The organism is Runella sp., from assembly GCF_965279615.1.
Taxonomy (GTDB): domain Bacteria; phylum Bacteroidota; class Bacteroidia; order Cytophagales; family Spirosomataceae; genus Runella.
This window is the reverse complement of record NZ_OZ257252.1, coordinates 6,255,433-6,277,708: the sequence shown is the minus strand read 5'-3', so window position 1 is coordinate 6,277,708 and position 22,276 is coordinate 6,255,433. Positions and strand designations below refer to the sequence as shown.

General features: G+C 42.9%; 21 protein-coding genes. 15 read left to right on the top strand and 6 right to left on the bottom strand.

Annotated features, from left to right (window positions below):
* Window positions 1-4 precede the first annotated feature (4 nt).
* Window positions 5-1,132: an efflux RND transporter periplasmic adaptor subunit gene (locus ACQY73_RS26285; protein ID WP_428656852.1), complete on the top strand. Its 1,128-nt coding sequence runs from the start codon at window positions 5-7 to the stop codon at window positions 1,130-1,132.
* A gap of 90 nt (window positions 1,133-1,222) precedes the next feature.
* On the opposite strand, the gene ACQY73_RS26280 is transcribed toward ACQY73_RS26285, so the two are convergent.
* Window positions 1,223-2,935 carry a GMC oxidoreductase gene (locus tag ACQY73_RS26280; RefSeq protein ID WP_428656849.1) on the bottom strand — a complete coding sequence of 571 codons (1,713 nt, stop codon included), beginning with the start codon at window positions 2,933-2,935 and terminating at the stop codon, window positions 1,223-1,225.
* 293 nt (window positions 2,936-3,228) lie between these two features.
* Between ACQY73_RS26280 and ACQY73_RS26275 the strand changes: the two genes are divergently transcribed.
* Complete coding sequence (locus tag ACQY73_RS26275; protein ID WP_428656846.1) at window positions 3,229-3,456, top strand: PspC domain-containing protein; 228 nt, start codon at window positions 3,229-3,231, stop codon at window positions 3,454-3,456.
* 162 nt (window positions 3,457-3,618) lie between these two features.
* Here ACQY73_RS26275 and ACQY73_RS26270 read toward each other — a convergent pair whose 3' ends face one another.
* On the bottom strand, window positions 3,619-4,827 hold the full coding sequence (locus ACQY73_RS26270) for an MFS transporter (RefSeq protein WP_428656843.1): 1,209 nt from the start codon (window positions 4,825-4,827) through the stop codon (window positions 3,619-3,621).
* A gap of 220 nt (window positions 4,828-5,047) precedes the next feature.
* Here ACQY73_RS26270 and ACQY73_RS26265 point away from each other — a divergent pair, with 220 nt between their 5' ends.
* Window positions 5,048-5,497 carry a hypothetical protein gene (locus ACQY73_RS26265; RefSeq protein WP_428656841.1) on the top strand — a complete coding sequence of 150 codons (450 nt, stop codon included), beginning with the start codon at window positions 5,048-5,050 and terminating at the stop codon, window positions 5,495-5,497.
* A 53-nt stretch (window positions 5,498-5,550) separates the two neighbouring features.
* Here the strand turns inward: ACQY73_RS26265 and ACQY73_RS26260 are convergent, their stop codons facing one another.
* Genes ACQY73_RS26260 through ACQY73_RS26250 form a run of 3 tightly spaced genes read right to left on the bottom strand, consistent with a single transcriptional unit; the run spans window position 5,551 to window position 7,730 of the window.
* A complete protein-coding gene (locus ACQY73_RS26260; RefSeq protein WP_428656839.1) occupies window positions 5,551-7,209 on the bottom strand; it encodes a UxaA family hydrolase in 1,659 nt (552 codons plus the stop codon).
* A gap of 1 nt (window position 7,210) precedes the next feature.
* Entirely contained in the window at window positions 7,211-7,486 is a 276-nt protein-coding gene (locus tag ACQY73_RS26255) for a type II toxin-antitoxin system RelE family toxin (RefSeq protein WP_428656836.1), read from the bottom strand.
* Between the two features lie 4 nt (window positions 7,487-7,490).
* Entirely contained in the window at window positions 7,491-7,730 is a 240-nt protein-coding gene (locus tag ACQY73_RS26250) for a hypothetical protein (RefSeq protein WP_428656834.1), read from the bottom strand.
* A gap of 133 nt (window positions 7,731-7,863) precedes the next feature.
* Between ACQY73_RS26250 and fumC the strand changes: the two genes are divergently transcribed.
* The 6 genes from fumC to ACQY73_RS26220 all read left to right on the top strand — a co-directional run bounded on the left by fumC (window position 7,864) and on the right by ACQY73_RS26220 (window position 15,557).
* Window positions 7,864-9,285: a class II fumarate hydratase gene (gene fumC, locus ACQY73_RS26245; RefSeq protein ID WP_428656831.1), complete on the top strand. Its 1,422-nt coding sequence runs from the start codon at window positions 7,864-7,866 to the stop codon at window positions 9,283-9,285.
* 178 nt (window positions 9,286-9,463) lie between these two features.
* Complete coding sequence (locus ACQY73_RS26240) at window positions 9,464-10,642, top strand: AAA family ATPase (RefSeq protein WP_428656829.1); 1,179 nt, start codon at window positions 9,464-9,466, stop codon at window positions 10,640-10,642.
* On the top strand, window positions 10,639-12,783 hold the full coding sequence (locus ACQY73_RS26235; protein ID WP_428656827.1) for an AAA family ATPase: 2,145 nt from the start codon (window positions 10,639-10,641) through the stop codon (window positions 12,781-12,783). The genes ACQY73_RS26240 and ACQY73_RS26235 overlap by 4 nt, the downstream gene beginning before the upstream one ends.
* Before the next feature lie 112 nt (window positions 12,784-12,895).
* On the top strand, window positions 12,896-13,945 hold the full coding sequence (locus ACQY73_RS26230; RefSeq protein WP_428656825.1) for a hypothetical protein: 1,050 nt from the start codon (window positions 12,896-12,898) through the stop codon (window positions 13,943-13,945).
* A gap of 222 nt (window positions 13,946-14,167) precedes the next feature.
* Complete coding sequence (locus tag ACQY73_RS26225) at window positions 14,168-14,575, top strand: hypothetical protein (RefSeq protein WP_428656822.1); 408 nt, start codon at window positions 14,168-14,170, stop codon at window positions 14,573-14,575.
* A gap of 286 nt (window positions 14,576-14,861) precedes the next feature.
* A complete protein-coding gene (locus tag ACQY73_RS26220) occupies window positions 14,862-15,557 on the top strand; it encodes a thiopurine S-methyltransferase (protein ID WP_428656821.1) in 696 nt (231 codons plus the stop codon).
* A gap of 81 nt (window positions 15,558-15,638) precedes the next feature.
* Here ACQY73_RS26220 and ACQY73_RS26215 read toward each other — a convergent pair whose 3' ends face one another.
* Window positions 15,639-16,532, bottom strand: coding sequence for a hydroxypyruvate isomerase family protein (locus tag ACQY73_RS26215; RefSeq protein ID WP_428656818.1), 894 nt, complete (start codon window positions 16,530-16,532; stop codon window positions 15,639-15,641).
* Window positions 16,533-16,887: 355 nt separating this feature from the next.
* On the opposite strand from ACQY73_RS26215, the gene ACQY73_RS26210 reads away from it, so the two are divergent.
* From ACQY73_RS26210 to ACQY73_RS26185, 6 genes are all read left to right on the top strand, one after another.
* Complete coding sequence (locus ACQY73_RS26210) at window positions 16,888-18,348, top strand: S8 family serine peptidase (protein ID WP_428656815.1); 1,461 nt, start codon at window positions 16,888-16,890, stop codon at window positions 18,346-18,348.
* Between the two features lie 30 nt (window positions 18,349-18,378).
* A complete protein-coding gene (locus tag ACQY73_RS26205) occupies window positions 18,379-18,777 on the top strand; it encodes a hypothetical protein (protein WP_428656813.1) in 399 nt (132 codons plus the stop codon).
* A gap of 5 nt (window positions 18,778-18,782) precedes the next feature.
* The gene (locus ACQY73_RS26200; protein ID WP_428656811.1) at window positions 18,783-19,457 is read left to right on the top strand and encodes a hypothetical protein; all 675 of its coding nucleotides are present in this window, start codon (window positions 18,783-18,785) and stop codon (window positions 19,455-19,457) included.
* Window positions 19,432-20,511, top strand: coding sequence for a sensor histidine kinase (locus tag ACQY73_RS26195; protein ID WP_428656808.1), 1,080 nt, complete (start codon window positions 19,432-19,434; stop codon window positions 20,509-20,511). The genes ACQY73_RS26200 and ACQY73_RS26195 overlap by 26 nt, the downstream gene beginning before the upstream one ends.
* 105 nt (window positions 20,512-20,616) lie before the next feature.
* The gene (locus ACQY73_RS26190) at window positions 20,617-21,249 is read left to right on the top strand and encodes a response regulator (RefSeq protein ID WP_428656806.1); all 633 of its coding nucleotides are present in this window, start codon (window positions 20,617-20,619) and stop codon (window positions 21,247-21,249) included.
* Between the two features lie 318 nt (window positions 21,250-21,567).
* A complete protein-coding gene (locus ACQY73_RS26185; protein ID WP_428656804.1) occupies window positions 21,568-22,257 on the top strand; it encodes a peptidoglycan recognition protein family protein in 690 nt (229 codons plus the stop codon).
* The last annotated feature ends 19 nt before the right edge of the window (window positions 22,258-22,276 follow it).

The following is a 22,276-nucleotide window of genomic DNA, read 5'->3' as shown; positions in this document are numbered from 1 at the left end:
CCCCATGAAAAATACCATCATATTCATCGCATTGCTTGGCTTATTGACCGCCTGCGGCAGCAAGACGCCCGAAGAACAAACGGCGGCGGCGCCAACCAACGAAAACGCCATCAAACTCACCGAAATTCAAATCAAAAACGCAGGAATTGTGACGGGGCCTTTAGAGCAAAAGCAAATTTCCTCGGTTTTGAAAGTAAACGGGAAGATAGAAGTACCGCCACAAAACGTGGTTTCCATCAGCGTACCGATGGGCGGTTATTTGAAAAACACGGATTTGTTGGTGGGAATGAACGTGCGCAAGGGGCAATTGTTGGCTGTGATTGAAGACCAGCAGTATATTCAGTTGCAGCAGGATTATTTGACGGCCAAATCAAAAATCAATTTTCTGGAAAACGAGTACCTGCGTCAAAAAGACCTGAATCAAAGTAAAGCCAGCAGCGACAAGGTCTATCAGCAATCGGAAGCGGAATTTAGAGGGCAGCGGGTATTGTTGAGTGCTTTGGCCGAAAAGTTAAAATTGGCGGGTATAAATCCAGCGAAATTGACCGAAGACAATATTTCCCGAACTGTCAATATTTATTCACCCATCAGTGGTTATGTTTCAAAAATCAACAGCAACATCGGCAAGTACGTTTCACCGACCGAAGTGATGTTTGAACTCATCAATCCGACCGATATTCACCTGGCGCTGAAGGTGTTTGAAAAAGACGTAGATAAACTCTTTATCGGGCAAAAAATCATGACTTTTACCAACAATCGCCCCGATAAAAAATACCTTTCTGAAATTATTATGATTGGAAAAGACCTCACCGCAGACCGCGTGAGCGAAGTACAGTGTCATTTCAAAAACTACGACAAAGCCCTCATTCCGGGAACGTACATGAACGCCGAAGTAGAGATCAAAAACAACAGCGCTTACGTATTGCCCGAAAATGCCATTGTGCGCTACGAAGGCAAACAATACGCTTTTCTTAAAAAAACAGCAACGCAGTTTGAAATGAAAGAAGTACAAATCGGCAACACCGAAAACGGCTTTACTGAAATTTTCAACTCTGACACAACCCATCAAAATTTTGTGGTGAAAGGAGCGTATACGTTGCTGATGAGTCTTAAAAATAAGTCGGAAGAGTAATTGAAAATCACAACGCGGCTGATACTGATTTTTCGCTCGTTTGCGTAGGCAACGCGAACGAGCGAAATGTGCGTTTGTAACGCTTTCCTTTTATATGTTACCCTTCCGCATCTCCTTCACGGCATAATCTGCCGCACGGGCGGTAAGCGCCATATACGTAAGGGATGGATTCTGGGTAGAAGTGGAGGTCATGCAACCTCCGTCGGTCACGAATACATTTTTACAGGCGTGCATTTGATTCCACTTATTAAGCATGGACGTTTTAGGGTCTTTCCCCATGCGAATCCCGCCCATTTCGTGGTTTTCGTTGCCCGGCACTCGCTTGGTATCCATCGTTTTGATATTGGTGAAGCCCGCCTTCGTAAACATTTCCGTAAACTGTTCGTAAAAATCTTTCACCATTTTCATGTCGTTATCATCAAAATCGACCGACATGCGCAATTGCGGAATACCCCAATCGTCTTTCAAATTAGGGTCAAGACGTATAAAATTGCTTTCTTTTGTCAACACTTCGCCCATCATATTGGCACCCATATTCCAGCCATTCTCCGAAGGTTTCTCCAAATGTTCTTTCAGGCTTTCGCCCCAAAAATCATCGTTTGAATTGCCGATTTTAGACGACCCAACTGACGCCGCATAGCCCCGAAGAAAATCCGTTTCCTGTTTAAATACATTTCGAAAACGCGGTAAATAAGCGCCGTTGGGACGCTTACCTTCGGTCGTAGTATCATGAAATCCATCGTATTCAGCCGAAACTCTGCCGCGATAATTATGAAACCCAATGTATTTTCCCAACACACCGCTGTCATTACCAAAGCCGTTTGGAAAGCGATTGGACTGAGAATTGAGTAAAATCAAATTGGAATTAAGTGCCGAAGCATTCAGGAAAATGATTTTAGCGTAATATTCCGTCATCTCCTTGGTGTTGGCGTCAATAACGCGTACACCTGTTGCCTTCTTTTTTTGTTCATCGTAAATGATCGAATGCACTACCGAATGAGGTCGCAGGGTCATTTTGCCGGTTCTCTCGGCCCACGGCAAAGTGGAAGAATTCGTACTGAAATAGCCACCGTAGGGGCAACCACGCTCACAAAGCGTCCGATGTTGGCACTTGGCACGGCCTTGTGCATAATGAATTTGTTTTGGCTCGGTGAGATTAGCGGTTCGACCAATAATAATATGGCGGTCTTTATAATTCTTCGCAACCTGTTGACTGAAATGTTTTTCAACACAGCTCATTTCGTGAGGTGGCAAAAATTCACCATCGGGCAGACTTGGCAGACCGTCTTTGTTACCCGAAATTCCCGCAAATTTTTCTACATAACTGTACCAAGGTGCAATGTCGGCGTAACGAATAGGCCAATCGACCGCAAAACCATCACGGGCGGGGCCTTCAAAATCAAAGTCCGACCAACGCTGCGTCTGGCGTGCCCACAACAACGACCGCCCTCCTACCTGATAACCACGCATCCATGAAAAAGGCTTATCCTGCACAAACGGATGCTCATAATCTTTAACCACAAAATGCAGCGTAGCTTCGCTAAATATGTAATGACCGCTCGACGCAGGGCTTTTTTGTTTGATCTCCAGCGGGACTTGTCCTAAATGCGGAAATTCCCACGGATTTTTCATGGCCGTTGGGTAATCGGTAATATGCTTTACATCGCGTCCGCGCTCCAGAACGAGCGTTCTTAATCCTTTACCGGTCAACTCTTTGGCCGCCCAGCCTCCGCTTATTCCTGTGCCGATGACAATGGCGTCGAAAGTACGTTCTTTAATGGAATCAATGTTTAAAAAGGACATCTGCTTGTTCTTAATTTCTGAGTGGGTTACTTCTAAAAAAGTCAACTCGGTTTTGACTTACTGCCTCTTCAACAAAAATAACAGAAATTCATTTCTAAATACACATACTGAAAGGTTGGATGCACCCGTTCCAAACTTTAGAAAATTGACGCATTATCACCAAAAATATCCATTCATCAAGCCCCGATTCCATTGCTTTAAATTGCGTTGCAGTCGATTGAATTACTATCTACTTTTGATACACAATAACAGCCTGAAATAACAGAGAAAGCATTCAAAAAACTAAAATAGCCATGGAAACAAACAGATTATATCGTATTACTAATCAATCAGTTATTGGTGGAGTTGCCGCAGGGATGGCGCACCATTTCGAGATAGATCGTGCACTGGTACGCTTCCTGTTCGTGATGGCCTTTTTCTTTACCGCAGGAATACCCGTTGTAATGATCTATATTATCTTGTGGGCAGTATTACCCCCGGCCATCAAAGAGTCAACGGATACGAACGTGATTCGTATCTAAGGGTTGAAGTGAAACAGTGTTTGCAACTGAATGCCGACTTTCTCTCGAAAGTCGGCATTTTTTGTTCCGGTGAAGTGCTGCAATAAGTGTTGCCGGATTCTCAAATCCAACATGTGAAATATTCAAATCCAACTATATACTATGGTCTCAAACCCACTTTCTTTATTTTTCAGTCAGAAACTTTACCCACCGAAAGCCAACAAAAGCCACCAACATAAATCCGATGATCACGCCCCAAAGGACATAATAACCGTAAGCCGCAGCGATTTGTCCACCCAAAACAGGAGCCGCCACCTGTGCAATCGAATAGCACATGGAGTACAGGGCAGAATACTGCCCACGCGTTTGAGGAGTAGAACGTTCGATTGAAAACGAATTCATGAACGGCATTGCGAGCATTTCGCTAATGGTAATGGTAACAACAGCAAAGGGCAGTATCCAGACAAATCCCTGAAAAACAATGAATAATAGATAACTGAATCCGCAAAAAAGAATGCCCCAGCTAATGAAAGTAAGTTTAGGGCGCAACGGCTCAATGTTATAGATCAAAATCATTTCAAAAAGAGCCACCAACAAGCCGTTGGCACCCAACAGCAACCCAATATGAAATTCGCTGACGTGCAGTTGCGTTTTCCAGAAAACGGGCACAATGCTGAAAAACTGCATAAACCCAATGGCAAACAAAATAGTAAATACCAGGAAACGCATATAAATACCGTCCCGAAAAGCCGATTGCGGCAACGTTATTACGGCATCGGTGTTTCCCTCGGAAGCATGCACTTTGTTCCGATTTTTGAGCAATAAAACCAATACCAGCGCGGCAGAAATATTGGTGATACCGTCGGCAATGAAAAGGTATTTGTAACCAATGGTTGCGAAAAAACCACCCAATGCGGGGCCGATCGCCCAACCCAAATTGATAGCCAAACGATTGATGGCATAAGAACGTGTTCGATTTTCGGGCGTACTGTAAAAAGCAATGGAGGTAGAATTGGCCGGACGAAACGCTTCTCCTACCAGGCTCAAACAAAAAGTAGTAGCACACAAAGTAGGCAACGTATGCATTTGCATCAACACAAAAAACATCATCCCGCCCAGCGCTAAACTCCCAAACTGAACGTAATAATGGCCTACTTTATCGGTCAATTTACCCCCAAAATACGTCCCCAAAATACCTCCTGCTCCCGCACAACTCACGACCAAACCGGCATTGGGAAGGCTGAAGTGCAACGCCTGCGTCAGGTATACGCTCATGAATGGAATGACCATCGTTCCGGAACGATTAATAAACATGACAAAGGCTAAAAGCCAGATCTCGCGGGAGATACCGCCGTAGGCATTTCGATAAAGAGTGGCTGTTTTCTGTAACATGATGCAGCAAAGTTACATAGAACTCTTTTTGATAAGGCTTTCATCAACCAATAAAATCGCAGAAATCAGCCCTTTGTCGGTTACTATATATTTACCTATACTTTCAAAATACAGGTTTCCATCGAATTGAATTACAGGTGAATGGAGATTTACGAGCGTCCGAAAATACCCGAATTTTGTCTCAATCAAAATCAATCTTTCACCTTACAATTCAACAACCATGAAAACGCTTAAATTATCCATCGCCTTGGCTTTACTGCTTACTGTGTTCTCTTGTTCAAAGAAAAATGACCCCATGCCCTCGTTCGACATTACGAGTGCCACTCAAAGTCTGGTACGAGTCAACGGATGTCAAAATGGGAACAGCCTGTTTGAAATCAGTTTGTTTTATACCTCATCACGGGATTTGAGTCGCTACTATGTTGATCTTTCCGTAGATTATCTTTTTGCCAATGGACAAAGCGGTAATTACAGCGATAATACCGCTCAATGGGATGGCCGTAAACTAATGGCCCAAAGCTGTACGGGTTTTGGAAGTAATAATTACATTGATCTGACGATCTATGCGATGCTTTTTGAAAAAGATGCGGAGGGTAATAAAACAGGTAATCCAATCGTGAGGGCTAACCCCGTAACAGTGCGTTTAGGAAAGCCTGCGGGGAGTAATTAAAGGGTGTTCTATTAACTATCGGACGGTTTGAAACCGTCCGATAGTTAATAAATCTACAACGAAACGCCTCGTTTCCAAGGGATAAAATCATCCTGTGCTAAGCGCTGAGCGTGAGTGAGTTTGCCGCTGGCTACCTGAATAATTTCTTCCAACAATGCATCGGCATTTTGTTGAATGGTTTGCTCTCCCGTTACTACAGGGCCGCAATCAAAATCAATGACATCCGACATTTTATTGGCTAATGTTGAATTGGTCGCTACTTTCATTACCGGGCAAATCGGGTTTCCCGTTGGTGTTCCTAAACCTGTCGTAAAAAGAATCACGGTCGCGCCGGCCGCTGTTTTACCCGTAGTGGCTTCTACGTCATTGCCGGGCGTACAAACGAGTTGTAACCCTTTTTCCGAAGATATTTCGGTATAATTTGTCACGTCCTGAATCGGAGCAGAACCACCTTTTTTGGCGGCGCCCGCCGATTTGATGGCGTCGGTAATGAGTCCGTCTTTGATATTTCCCGGCGAAGGGTTGAACGCAAACGCTGAACCGACAGCGTCGGCTTTGCCCGAATAGTCGCGCATGAGCTTTTCAAACTTGGCGGCTTTTTCTTCCGTGACGCAGCGATTCAATAATTCCTGTTCCACACCATGCAATTCAGGAAATTCTGCCAACAATGTTTTTCCACCCAAGGCCACTAAAATATCCGACACTTGGCCCAATACAGGATTGGCCGAAATTCCCGAAAATCCATCTGAGCCGCCACATTTCAACCCTATCACCAATTCCGTAATAGGCACATCTTCGCGCTCATGTTGATCGGCTTTGATCAAACCTAAGAATGTTTGTTTGATCGCCCCTGACATCATCTCGGCTTCAGTGCCCTGTTGTTGTTCAAAAATGTACAACGGCTTATCAAAATGCGGACTGCGTTTGTGTATTTCATCCATCAAAATCTTTTCTTCGGAATTCTGACACCCCAAACTCAACACCGTAATACCGGCAACGTTAGGATGTACAGCATACGACGCAAACAACGAACACAGCGTATGCGCATCCTGCCGCGTACCGCCGCAGCCACCTTCGTGGGTCAGAAATTTGATACCGTCTACGTTCTTAAAAGGCCGCTTTGTTTCACTTAAAGTACCGGGGGATACCATGCCAACAAAAGGCTCGATCTTTTTGATGACATCCATTTGGCCGTGCTGATACAGATGCAGAAATTCACGTACCTGATCACGATAAAGATCAGGTTGGGCATATCCCAATTCACGCTCAAAAGCGTCTTTTAGGGTCAACACATTGCGGTTTTCGCAAAATACCAACGGTATCACCAACCAATAGTTATACGTACCCACTTTGCCGTCTGATCGTTTGTATCCTTTGAAAGTACGTCCTACCCATTTGCTCACATCAGGCGGTGTCCAGCTATACGGTTGGCGCTTGGCAGTGCTGTAAGGCTCCGAATCATGTTTCAAATTATAGGTTGTAATGGGCTCACCACGTTTAATAGGTTGCGAGGCGCGGCCCACCAACACCCCATACATCATGACGGCATCGCCAATGGCTAAGTCCTGCGTTACGAACTTATGCTTGGCGTAAACGGTATAAGGCAATTCGTACTTTTCTCCTTCAAAATCAACCACTTCTCCCGCCGGCAGATCGCGCAGGGCTACAATAACGTTATCGTTAGAGTTTACTTTTAAGACTTTATGCAACATTTTAGATGGGTAAATTAAGGAAAAAAGCGATAGATTTCTTTACGGGGCATGATTCGGGCAAACACCAATATTTCCCTTCCACATAGAGACCGATACGATAGTCTCCTATCCGAATTCGATACGCATTTTTATAACCGGATAATTTCTTGAGGTTTGGAATATCCTGAAGCTTCTTAGCTTCTCTAACTGACAGGATTATATTTTGAAGCAATGAAATTACTGAATCAGGTAACTTTTTAGCATCTCTCAAATAAGCATTTTCGTAATCGTATTTCATAATGCTACTTCTCAAAAAGCCATTTTTCAAATTCCTGTTTATCTTTTTCGGTAGCCCTTCCCTCTTTCTTTCCCTCCTCCATTGCCAAATACAAGGCTGTATCTTCTTCTTCCTCGGTAAGTTCGCGTTGCTTTATTTCAATATCCAATGCTTTAAGTACACTCATCAAAGCCTTTTTTTGTTTAGGAGTTACTTGTATGTCCAGCATGAGGCGTTGTTTTCGGAGTGTTGCTGTTGCTGCCATTCTCTTTTGTTTTTTTGGTAAATTTAGAGAGATTATGATTTCTATCAAAAGCGATTCAGCGTTTTGTGTTTACTTTTGCGCAACTGATCTTGATTAAGCATTCCCATAATCACACATTCAATCAATCAAAATAATGGAATACCGTATCGAAAAAGACACCATGGGCAAGGTAGAAGTACCGGCCGATGTGTATTGGGGCGCACAAACCCAGCGTTCTATCATGAACTTCCCGATTGCACAAGATATTAACAAAATGCCCAAAGAAATCATTCGGGCATTTGCATACCTGAAAAAAGCCGCTGCTATCACAAACTTCGAAGCCGGCATTCTTCCTGAAGACAAGAAAAATCTGATTTCGCAAGTATGTGACGAAATTCTGGACGGCAAACTAAATGATCAATTTCCGTTGGTGGTTTGGCAGACAGGTTCCGGAACGCAGTCAAACATGAACTGCAACGAAGTGATCGCCTACCGCGCGCACGTTATCAATGGCGGCTCATTGTTGGATGAAAAGAAATATTTGAATCCCAACGACGACGTCAACAAATCGCAATCGTCTAATGATACCTTCCCCACAGCAATGCACATTGCGGCCTATAAAATTCTGGCGGAAGTGACCATTCCCGGCATCGAAAAACTCCGTAATACGCTCAAAGCCAAGTCAGAAGCGTTCAAAGATGTGGTAAAAATCGGCCGTACGCACTTCATGGATGCAACGCCTCTGACACTCGGGCAAGAGTTTTCAGGCTATGTTTCGCAATTGGATCACGGTCTTCGCGCCATTAACAATACCTTGGCGCATTTGTCAGAGTTGGCGTTAGGCGGTACTGCCGTTGGAACGGGAATCAACACTCCGAAAGGTTATTCCGAAAACGTAGCGGGCCACATTGCCGCTTTGACGGGTTTACCTTTCATTACTGCCGAAAACAAATTTGAAGCCTTGGCCGCTCACGATGCCATTGTGGAAGCGCATGGTGCCTTGAAAACGGTAGCTGTAAGTTTGATGAAAATCGCCAACGACGTTCGGATGCTTTCATCAGGTCCGCGCGCGGGAATAGGCGAAATCTATATTCCTGACAATGAGCCCGGTAGTTCTATTATGCCTGGCAAAGTAAACCCTACGCAGTGCGAAGCCATGACGATGGTGGCCTGTCAAGTGATGGGCAATGACGTAACCATCAACATTGGCGGCTCAAACGGCCATTTTGAATTAAACGTATTTAAGCCTGTCATGATCTATAACTTTCTGCACTCGGCGCGTTTGATCGGCGATGTGTGCGTGGCTTTCAATGATAAATGTGCGGTTGGCATCGAACCTTTGACCGAAAACATCCGTAAACACGTGCATAATTCATTGATGTTGGTAACGGCCTTGAACCCAAAAATCGGCTATTACAACGCCGCCGCCATTGCCCAAGACGCCCACAAACGCGGCATTACGCTCAAGCAGGCGTCGCTCGAATTTGAACTCAAAGGACTTGACTTCACACACATGACGTCCGAGCAGTTCGACGAATGGGTTCGCCCTGAGGATATGGTGGGTGGCTTGAAGTAAGTAATACTTAGAATCGAAAAAGTTTAAATGTAAAATTTCAAATGTAAAAGTTTGGTTCTTGTTCCTGTGGAAGTCGGCTGCACTTGTAGCCGACTTTTTTTGTTTGCTTCAAAATATATACAAATTTGTATATATACATTTTTGTATATATTTTTGTCCGTATAAATAGTTTAAAACAATGAAGAATCAAGTAGGCCCTCCGGTAACAGGCAATGACTTTTTTGGACGTAAGAAGGAACTTTTGCAAGCTTGGGATTTGCTGGACAATGGCAATCACTTACTATTGCCGGCACCAAGGAGGGTAGGCAAAACATCTTTTGTGCTCCAACTGAGAAAAGATGCTCAAAAACACGATTGGAAGGCCATCTATTTTAATGTGGAAGACGGCAACGATGAAACAGGTTTCATGCGAATGTTTGTGGAAGCCCTCAAAAAGGAAGAAAATTGGTTCAAAAAAAATGCTAAAAATACGTTTGATTCCATCGGTAAAATAATGTCATCGCTGGAAGCCGAAGTAGAAGTACAGGGAGTAAAAACAACACTAAAATGGAGCAACGCCGCTAAAAGCGACTTAAAACGTGAATTGGAAAAGTTGTTAGAGGATACGGGAAAATGCCTGATTATTATTGATGAGCTTCCTGTTTTACTTTCACGGTTAGCCAATATTCCCGAGGGCAAAGGAAGAACTGGCGATTTTCTGCACTGGTTGCGGTCATTTCGGCAAAATCCTGATTCTGAAATACGTTGGATTTTTTGCGGCTCTATCAGCATGGATACTTTCGCCGAACGTCTGGGTATCACCAAAACCATCAATGATTTGTACTCTTTTTCATTAGGTGCTTTCGGTGAGGAAGAAGCTCGACAGTTTTTGCAACAATTGGCCACTGACCAAAAAGTTTCGATGCCTACAGAAGTGCAGGAAGCGTTGGTTAAAGCCGTAGGATGGCCGTTGCCATACTATTTACAACTGCTTTTTGCACAACTCAAATTCATTCATAATCAACCAAATGGACTGGCGCTTACCACTGAACACGTGGCTTTGGCCTTTGAAAGGGCCTCCGATTCTTCCAACTTAAACACATGGATTGAACGTCTGGAAGAACAGCTTGCTCCAACTGATGCCAAATTGGCCAAAAACTTATTGGATATACTTTGTTTAAAGGAAAAAGGATTCAGGCGGGACCAATTAGAACAGGTCTTGGTTCGAAATAACGTAACGCCGGAAGAGGTTAAGGACAAAACGGCGTTTCTGCTCAAAACCCTCACCCACGACGGCTATTTGATTGAACATACGGGCGAATATGGTTTTCGTTCCCCGCTTTTACGTAATTACTGGTACAAACAACGTTTACAATGAACGACTCACCTTTCTTTTTACCCATGCAACGACTCAGCATTTTTATGCCGAGTCGATTAAGTGACGATGAAATAAAATTGCTGTTTTATGCCCGCAAAGACATATTTGATTCGCTCATAGACAGCCTGAGCCACGAAGAAAAAGGAAGTATTCCACAACATCATCTGATTGTAGGTCAGCGCGGTATGGGCAAAAGCACATTGCTTAAGCGGTTGGATGTCGCCCTGCGTACCGCTCCGCTCAATGCGCAATTCATTCCGTTTTCTTTTCCGGAGGAGCAATACAACATCGACCGTTTATCTAAATTTTGGCTCAATAGTTTGGATGCCTTGGCGGATACGCTTCAAACCGAAGGGGAGGAAGAAAAGGCAACGCAATTGGACGAGCAAATCGCTGATTTGAGTCGTCTCAAAAATGAGCAGGAATTGAGCCAAAAAGCGTATGACTTACTGCAAACCACCGCCCAACAATTAGGAAGGCGTCCTGTTTACTTACTCGACAACCTCAATTTGATTTTTGAACGTTTGGCACAAATTGAGCAATCTAAACTCCGAAAACTGATCACCGTTTCTGATGCGCCCATTTTTATCGGAGCAAGCGCCGACCTCCTCAACGGCGACTACACAGCTCCGTTTTACGATGCATTTCAAGTACACTATTTATATAAGCTCACCTTCCCGCAAACACTTGACTTGCTTCGCCATTTGGCCGAGATTACCAATAATCCTGATTTTAAGAACCAACTGAATCAAAATATTCCGCGTCTTGAAACCCTACACGCACTCACGGGAGGCAATGTACGTACCGTTGTGATGTTGTTTGCGTTGGTTTCACGCGGGTTGTCTTCGGATGTTTTTCAGGATTTAGAAGCGTTGATTGATCAAATGACGCCTTTGTACAAAGCCCGTTTTGAAGAATTAGCTCCCCAAGCCCAAGTGGTCATTGATGCCGTGGCGTTGAATTGGGATCCGTGCAACCTGGAAACCCTCCGTGAGCGTACTTCTTTGGAAAACAGCCAATTATCCATTCAACTCGACCGCTTGGGCAAAGCGGGGTGGACGGTAAAGCTGGGCAAACGAAAAGCCGCTTTTTACGAAATCAGCGAACGTTTCTTTAACATTTGGTACTTATTGCGCCGCGCCAGCCGCCGCCAACGCCGCGATTTGGTGTGGCTTTCCCGCTTTTTACAGGCATGGTTTACCAAGCCCGAATTGCAAGACCACGCGAAGGAATTCACGCGTGTTGTAAACGAAAAAGAGAAAATTCATGATTTATCCTACGGCTTGGCTTTAGCCCGGGCCTTGGGAGGCAAAAGTGGAGAAAAGCTCAAAGAAAAGGTTTATAAGCGCCTACTGGAACTGTATGATGGGGATGAAATAAAATTGGAGGAGACAATGGGCGTGGTTATGAGTGAGGTGAAGGAGGAATGGGTGAATATTTATAAAAAAAGTAAAGCTTGGGATTGGTTTCATATAGCATGGGAATTAGAAGACGATGGTAAGATAGAAGAGTCAGAGAATGCATACAGAGAAACCTTTAAGCTAAGTTCCGAAAATAATTTTGATTGGGTAGGAATAGCTAATTTGCTTTCAAGTTTAGGAAGAAATGCAGGCTCAAAACAGGCCTACCAAAAAGCCCTGAAAATAGACCCTGAAAATACCGACGCCAAAGAAGGGCTGATGATCTTATTAAGAGACAAACTCGGCAAATTAGCCGAAGCTAAAGAGCTTTTTGAAGAATTAGAAACAGCTAATGCCGAGTTACCACAAGTCGTAGCATCTGCACTCCACGAAGCCGTTTTTGCCGCCTACGACCAAAATTGGGGTCAGGCGCGGGAATTTTGGAGACACGCTTTAATGCAGATACAGGAAACTCAACCAACGGAAAAATTACAAAATTGGCATATTGCGGCGGCCGTTACTGTTCGATTAGGCTACGGCGACAAGTTGGTGGCTATGTTTCGGGAAACGGGACGCGACCGCGTGATGCGTCCTTTGTACGAAGCCATCATAGCCCTTAACATAGATTCGGAAGAATATCTTTCTACCCAAGTAGCCGCCGAAGTGCGGGAAGTGGCTTTGGCCATTTTTCAATTCATGAAAGCCTATAATCAACCTTCCACTGATTCTTACAACGCCTAACAACATAAATCCAACACCTTACAATGCCGATAATACGGTTGACTTACTCCATTTAGGAAACCGATGTATTCAGGATTAACTTTGAAGAATTTCTCATAAACAGTCTGAATCAATGAATATTATTGGCAATTTAGCCCTCATCCTTACTACCCTTTGTTACTTTGGCCTTGCCTCTATGGCAGGAAAACCCATCCCCGGAGGGGATAGGGGCATGGGGCACGGTCTTGCTCTCTTTTTTTTATTCATAGGATTAACCATTGGGCTTATCGTCATTACGGTGATCATTTTTCTAAAAGATGGTTTTGAATGGGTTTCGAATAGCTCCACCCTTCGAAATTCGTTGATTGTAGTTGGGATATCATCCCTGTTGGTGATGGCTTTTTACACCGCTATGGGTGAAGGCGGCGCACCTTGGATTGTTAAATTTCTCGGAAAATATACCATTGTCTGGTTGATACCACCCTTTTTAGTAGGCGGATTTATGTTGCTGAACACTTCTTTACAGGCTTATGTGCCAAGTGCTGTCTGGCAGTGGCCGTTCAAATCTATCGCATTCGTAAGCGTTTTATGTTGTGTACTAATGGTGGGGGAATGGCTCATACGTATTCCGATCAACATAGTTCAAAGGGGCAATGCAAGAAAAGCCTACGACGATACTCGCAGACAGGAGTTTTTGGCTCAAATTGAACGGAATAACCCCGGTACCGAGATGGTCCTGATTCTGGGTTTTACTACCAAATACCAAGATAAAGAAGTGCGGGAAGCAGCCCTTGACAAAATCAAGTCCAATCCTCAATGGCAGGAATACCTCACTGACCGTTTACAAACCCCATGGGCCGAAGAGATTTTTCGCTTTTTGGCCGACAATGATGTGGAAAACAGACAACTTTTTGTCGAGCCCATCAAAGCAGGAATTTTGATGATGGCGGAGAAATTCAAGGACAGTATGGCGCGAACCCATACGTTTCATGAAGGTCAATTTTATTGGGAAACGGAAGCCATCCTTCAAACCGTCGCCAAATTCCAAGATTTCGGTGTTGACTATGTACCTGCCATACGAAAACTGCGAAAGGCGTTGGATACGCCGCTTAAAAGCTACCAACAGGCGGCCAATTTAAGATGCATTCCATTGCTGGACGCGTGGCTGAAAAAGCATGAATAGACGGCAACTGCTTTTTTGTAAATAAAGACGACATATAATAGGAAATAGGTACAGAGGCTTCTAAAACGCCTTACTATACCAAAGTAACGCTTTAGTATTCCAAATATACCGTTGAATAAATCTATTTGGGCTCTCTTTCCTTTTTGCCCTAGTTTTGACGTATGTATCTCACATCACAACATGTTTTGTGAAGAGTCATTCCTTCAAAACCCGAAACCCGTTATGATTTTTCTCGGAAATAATGCACTAACGCTGACCTCTGTCTGCCATTTTAGCTTTAGTTCAATGGTTGAACAATCAACTCCTTCGGATAATTATATGGCAGTTCATTCCTTCTTACTTTTACTTTCAGTGACCGGCTTTGTCGTTTGCATGTTTGTCATTGCAGGAGCTATTTTCAAGATAAGCGGTTTGGATTGGATTTCAAAGCAGCCCATGTTGCGCACAACTTTCGTTGTTCCGAGTTTAATTGCCATTCTTTTGATTTCATTTCTGTCACGAGGCGAGGCTCCGTGGATCGTGCAACTTCTTGGCAAGAAAGCGGCGGTATGGTTATTGATTCCTTTATTGACCGCAGGAACGGTTATCCTCACCACTACTTTCCCAAAATCGCCCCTTCCTTCTCGTTGAAAGTGCTTATCCCGGTGGATGTCTTTTTCTTTTTTATCGTCAACCCCAACGCTCATTCTGATAGGGCTATCCAAAAACGCAATTCATTTTCTGAAAGTTGGTAAAAGTAGGAACTACGGTTCAAAAGCCAAAAATTGCGCCTTAAACGACGAAAAAAACGCCTTATTAAGTCCAGGTTTTTTGGCCCATTCGTTGGCATTACCTTTGAACTATGAAAAGGGACCTCTAAAAACCCATTTTCGTACCGATAAAACAGCTAAGAAAACAATAACCTTCAATTACAGCAATGGAAGCAGCATTTTGGTTTGACTCTTGGGAAAAGGGCGGTTTTTATACCGGCTTTCACCGTCATGACATTCACCCTTACGTTTTAAAATATTTCACTCCAACCGAATTACGGGACAAAACCGTCCTCGTCCCACTCTGCGGTAAAAGTTTGGACATGATGTATTTAGCAGCTTTTGCCGATAAAGTCATTGGCGTTGAAATCGTAGAGAAAGCAATTTTGGCGTTCTTTCAGGAAAATAACCTGTCTTATACTCAACCTGACGCCAACACTTACATAGCAGGTAATATCACGGTTCTTCGTAAAGATTTTATGGCACTTACTCCGGAAGAAGTCGGCCCTGTTCATTTTGTATACGACCGCGCTGCGTTGGTAGCACTTCCGACTTCGATGCGGGAAGCGTATCTATATGCCATCGACCGCTTGACCGACATTGGTACGCAATCTTTGGTTATCACATTGGAATATTCTCCATCGTTGCCATCGGCACCGTTCAGTATTTCAGTGCAGGAAATGGAGGATTATTACGGAGCAGGGCATTTTATAAATTTGGCAGAAAGTCCCTTGCTGATGCAGCACGGTATGGTGCGGCGCTGGAATTTGGAGTTTTTGTACGAACACGGTTTCTTCCTTACCAAACATACAAACGGCGTCATTTTACACAAAGAAGAACAGGAACAGGCAATATGTTACTGATATTTTTTTCATAAATGAACAAACACAAAGAGCGCCGGGGAATTCCTCAGCGCTCTTTGTGTTTCAATCAATTTTATAAAACTATACGTCGCAGATGAGAACGCATTTTTTCAGCGACTCCAGCATTCCTGCTTTATCCTTGGCTTTAGGTACAAATTCCTGCCCGATGTAGCCTTTGTATCCTGTGGCCACGATGGCTCTCACGATGGCCGGATAGTAGATTTCCTGCGTTTCGTCGATCTCATTACGGCCCGGATGGCCGCCTGTGTGGTAATGGCTGATGTACTTTCCGTAGCGTTGAATATTGCGAATATGGTCTCCGCTCATGCTCTGCATATGGTAAATATCATACAGCATTTTGAATTTCTCTGAACCGACCATTTCGCAAAGTACAGCTCCCCATTCCAGATTATCGCACTGATAATCAGGGTGACTGGCGCGTGAACTCAACAATTCCATTGTCAATGTAACACCGTATTTTTCGGCCAATGGCATAAGGCGTTTGAGTCCTTTTTGGCAATTCAACAAGCCTTGATAATCTCCTAATCCGTTACGGTTTCCTGAAAAACAAATAACGTTGGTCACACCCGCAGCCTGTGCCTGCGGGAGCAGTTCTTCGTAGCATTTTACGATGACATCGTGGTTTTTAGGGTTATTCAAAAAGCTTCCCAAACCCGTTTTTTCCGGCCAGGGATCTGCCCAGCCCATGGCTGAGGTAAGGCCGTATTTCTTCATTATTTCCCATTCCTTCGGTCCGGTAAGTTCAATTGACTCAATGCCCATGTCTTTGGAGGCTTGGCAGAGTTCTTCGAACGGAATAGAGGCGTAGCACCAACGGCTGACGGAATGTTTGATATTGCCTTTTAATTTGAGAGGTTCAGCGGCCATAGCTTCAGTCGTTAAAACGGTAGAGAGGGTTACTGCCGACGCGCCAAGCGTCTTGATGGCGTCGCGGCGGGAAAGGTTTGACTTCATTGGAGATTTTATTTTTTAAAAGAGACACAGAAACATTTTCTAACGCATGCTTACAGGTGTAACTATAAACTACAGGGAGATAATACTGCTTAGTAGATTATAGAAGTGCCGGTTAAATGGCATAAAATACACCCAAATTACCGCTTGATAATTTATACCGTTACCTTTTGTAAATACTCCATCTAAAGAGTACTTTACTTGTCATTAACCTAAAAGAATAGCAAATATTCGCTATTGCCGGCAAACTAACCTGACTCTACTTTTGCACTTCCTCTAACTCTAATCCTTAATAAAGGCCACTATGAAACATGTATATTGTCGTATTTATATCATCATATCCTTACTGATTACTGTAATGAATCTTTCTTTTGGACAACCGGAACAGCAAAACAGGTTACGTCCCAAAGAATACCTGATAATTACCTTGAAAAAAGGCGTTTATATTAAAACTGATCTGCCTGAGTTCAAAAAAAGCATACAGGAAAACGGGATAGAATATGAAAAAATCCAACAAAAATATTTTCAATTAACGAAACTTAAATCTACAGATACCCTTGATATAAATGAGTATGCAGCATTAAATAAAGCACTTCATGTAGAACAATTCCCACTCCGCTGTGCCTATTCCTTAAAAAATATCAATACATTTTATGACAAACTGGTTTCTTCAAAATCAGCGAAGGCTAACAGATCTAACAGATCAGTTTGTTCAATTGATAATTTGGCCCTCACCTTTACTGCCTGCTATTATGATGGAACCACATTGGATGAAATAAGGGCGCAATTGGACGGTATAGCTACCGTTTATGCCGCCTCAACACTTACCCATAATGCCACTCAGTCAACGGCTCTTGTCAATTCCTGTCAGACAGTTTCATCCGCCGCTCCAATGCACTACCAAAATTTAATGCGTATCAAACCGACTTTATGGGGTAGCGGCTCTTGGGCTTATGGTAAAAAAGCCAACATGGTGATCATCGAATCTCAGGGTGATACAACCTATAATCATTGTGAATTGAATCACCGTACGGGGCTGAACTTGGTGAATTTAAGCGCAGAAGGCAGTTCGTACAGCCATTACTACTGGACGTTGGGAACGCTCATTGCAGATCACAAAAAAAAGCTCAGTACCGTCACTGATTGTTTGGGTATCGTGCCCAAAGTAGGTATAAATGGAGTGATATTAATAAATGAAGAAGTTACCTGCAATCAGGGCACAACAAATGACATTTCCAAAAACAACCGATACAATGCCCTGTTGGAAGGAATCAACCGGGCAAATGGCGGCGATGTGCTGCTGATGGCTTTTCAGACAGATGCTTTCCGGCCTGTCGATGAAGACAGTAACATAAAAATACTCACAAAAATTGCGGTCGAATGCCTTAAAATCATCATTGTTGAAGCTGCCGGCAATGGAAGCGAACGTTTAACTATTGCCGACAATTCAGGAGCTATTATCGTAGCAGCAGCTCAGCGGTCCGGGAGCAGTTACGTGGTTGAAAGTACAAGTAATTACGGTACGCGAATCAACTGCTTTGCACCGGGCTATCTGCTGAATGTCCCTGATATAGGCGGCGGTTACAGTAACTATTGCTGTACCTCGGAAGCCGCAACAATTATGGCGGGTGTCATTGCAGGTTTGCAATCCCGCTACAAAGCAACAAAAGGGCGCTTTTTTACCCCACAGGAAATAATAAGTGCCATTGATGCCTGTAACACTCCAATCAACGGAAAAAAAGTATATGACAACAGTGGGCGATTGGCGCAGGGGAAACGAATTCCTTTTGCCGATAAACTCTGGGAAAAATTACCATAACTATCTATAATTCATAAACTACACTAAACAATGAAAAAAGCAGTCAAATTTGGAACCCCACTAGGTCAGGATTTTTTTGAAAATAAACCTGACTCAACATTAAATAAGAGTATTACCGAAAACGGGATCAAGGAAATTTTAGCACGATTTGAAGAAGGCGCTGTTCCAATAACTAACGCCCGCCAAGGATATATTTTCCCGGAAGAAGTCTTTCGACGGTTGGTCAAAAATGTAGACGGGAAGAAAATAGAAGGCGTTGCCGTCAAGTTTGCACTTAATTCAGTAGGACATCTGCATCTTGTTTTTCTTCCCATTGAGAAACAACCTGACGGTAGTTACACAGTTGACTATGCAGACGCCGAAACCACCTACCAAAGTATTCCTTCGGCACCTGACCCCATCCTGTCTATTCCACCACATGGTGCCTAAAAACGATGCCGGCCATACTTAACAAGATATTTCTTTATGGCTCCTTATTTATAGGGGTTGTGCCGATGGGCATAGCCCTCTATAACTATTTCTTTCTCAAACAGCAGCATAAATGGGTACTGTACAAAATTGTATTTCATCTACTCATTGTGTGTGTATCAGTCTTTGTCCGGTTTAAAGGCCCCAATTTTTTCCTTTATTACATTTTATGTTTCGGGTTAGCCATAACGATCCATTTCATTTTTGTTCGTTATTACAACCGATCAATTGTAAGAACAGTTGCCCGGCTTTCTACGGTCCTGTACCTCCTCTTCCTGTTATTGGATGCCTTTGTACTGAGCGGTACCAATACCTACAAAAATTCCAGTTTTACGCTTTTTGATTTTTGGGCAATTACGGTTATTATCATCTACTTAGGGCAAACCTTAAAAAACACCCATATACGACGATTGCGAGACTACCCTATGTTCTGGATCAGCATTGGCATCGCGATTCCTTATCTGGCCAGTTTGCTGCATTTTTTGTTATCATCGTCTGCTTTAATTATCAATATCAAATTGTTCTTCGTAACCGAAAATATGTCTTTAATGGGAAATATAGCAGGGAGTGTGTTGCAAGCCATCGGATTTTGGAAATGTAGAAAAACCGCCATTGATGAAACTTTATTTAAAAAAATTTAGGGTATTTATTTTCGTTCTGTTGCTCTACGCCATAGACACTGCGGCGCAGCAGATTGATTTATCTTTAAGCCTGCTTGCCAATTATCCAAACAAGCCTTATTACCCAACTGACAGCATCGTGTTGGAATCTGAACAAAACACGTTGCTTATTACACTCAAAGCACAAAACCACAATCCGGCAAAATTCCTTTGCACTTTGACCGATGGAGTCGCCATCAACGATACTTTTTCTTCTTCCGGCGATATCCTTCTTAAAAATCTTGCAGGAGGTTCCTACACATTCAGTGCCCGGCAGGTAAACACTCAGACCACCAATACAATCCATTTCACCATTAAGCCTTTACTATGGCAAAAGGTCTGGTTTTTACCCATGATCTACAGCTCTCTGCTTTTGTTAGTGGCAGCTATTGTTTATCTGTTTGCCATGTATAAATTTCGTAATCGGATCAGGCTACAGGAAATTCGTAACGAAATTGCCTCCGACCTCCACGACGATGTAGGCAGTACGCTCTCCAACATCAGCTTTCTGAGCGAAATGGCCAAAAAGAAATTTGAAAAAAAACCGGAATCTGTTTTACCGATTTTAGAGCGTATTCTGGAAGAATCTAAGGAGATGGTCCAGACCATGCGCGGCATGGTCTGGACCATCAATCCTGAAAATGACAATGCTGCCGATTTTATCGACAAAGTACGCGCCTTTGCAAACGAAATGTTACAAAACCGTGAAATAGAGCTTCAATTCAGAAATGAAATACCTGAAAATCAACCCCTAACAATTGAACAACAACGCAATTTGTTTCTTGTTTTTAAAGAACTTGTGCACAATATTGCCAAACACTCCGGTGCTACAAAAGCCAATATCACTATCAAAAAACATGATAATTGGCTCAGTGCAAAAATCACTGATAACGGATGCGGGTTTGACAGCACACAGGTTTCGGAAGGTAACGGCCTTAGGAATTTACAACAACGAATTGCGCAGTTAGAAGGCAAAATAGAAGTGCAATCTACCGAAGCCGAAGGAACCACCACCAAATTCGTCATCCCTCTCTAAAATAACTATAATTCGCTATTTCCTTTTTTCATTTGATAGCCGACATTTGCATTGGGTGTGCCATCCACCCCGCCCCTTTCTTTTTCACTTCTCACTCCTCAAACTATGATCCGAGTAGCTATTTTTGATGACAACAGTTCTTTTGCCGGCAGTTTGGAATTGCTTCTGAAAGACAGTGATGATTATGTGCTTGTGGGAGCCTATCAAAATGCCCTCAATACCCTGCAAAAAGTAGCTAAATCTAAACCCGATGTAATTATTATGGATATCAAAATGCCCGAAATTTCGGGTATTGAGGCGGCAAAAATAATCAAGAAGGAGCATCCCGGCATCCAAATTATGATGCAAACCGTTTTTGAAGACGATGATAAAGTATTTGCAGCCATTTGCGCAGGAGCATCCGGTTATATTCTTAAAGGAACTTCCCCGGACAAAATTCTGGAAGCAATTGCCGATGTTTATACAGGAGGCTCGCCAATGAGTCCAAGTATTGCCCGCAAGGTCCTTTCCTTTTTTCAATCTCAGCAAACAGCCCAACCGGAGTTCTATGATCTTTCAAAACGTGAAAAAGAAATTTTAAAATACCTGGTCGAAGGTCACAGTTATAAGATGATTGCCGAAGCTTGTTTTATCAGCTTCAATACCGTTAATGCTCATCTTCGTAAAATATACGATAAGCTTCATGTCAATTCTTCTCAGGAAGCCATTTCAAAGGCGTTGAGGCAAAAAATAGTTTAATTTTTTGCCTCTTTTATTATCCCCTCTTTTAAAACAAAAGAGGGGATTTTTTTTGGGCAAAAATAGCAAATATTCGCTATTCCAATTAATTATTTATCTCTGCAATTTTGTATCGTTCAATAAATAAAATTACACCAAAAACGAGCAAATTTTAATACTCAAAAAAAATACATTCCTGTATTATTAATTACATATAATTAATTTTTCTATTAAAAAAATAGTAACAAAAAACGGCTTATCATTTCTAGTATATACTTTTTCTTTCTATTAAACCAATACGTCATAAATAAAAAGTAAATCAATAAACCATCTGCAATCATGAATATTCAGGAAATAGCATTGCCGGTTACGGAATATATAAATGAAGTAACACAAAAGTCCATGATTTTTCTGCATCATACTGCCGGTGGCCATCGCCCGGATGCCGTAATAAACAGTTGGAAAAATGACCGGGACAATAACGGAAATCCTATAAGAGTAGCCACTTCTTTTGTCATAGGAGGTATATCAACCACTACCAATGATACTGCGTATGACGGAAAAATTGTCCGTTGTTTTCCGGAAAGCAAATGGGCCTATCATCTCGGGATAGGCGGAGCACTGCTCAATAAAAAATCAATTGGAATTGAACTGTGTAATTATGGTCCATTAACGTTTCAGCCGGGGCGAGGTTTTGTAAACTATGTCAATACAATTGTCCCTGAGGCCCAGGTTATAGAGCTACCGGTTCCATTTAGAGGCTATAAATATTACCATAAATATACAAATCGCCAACTTGATTCTTTAAGTCAACTGCTCAATCAGCTTTGCAGCCTATATTCCATTAACCGTAATCTGGGTCTGAAAGCAAGTCTTACTGCCAATGCGGCCAATCCTGCTATTGCCTTCGGAGTAAACCCCAATGCGTTGAATGCTGCCTCAGGTATTTGGACACACACCAATGTACGTCAGGATAAGAGCGATTGCTCCCCCCAACTTCCCTTGATTTCCCTTCTAAAAAGCTTATAAAACAGTACCGCGATTACCG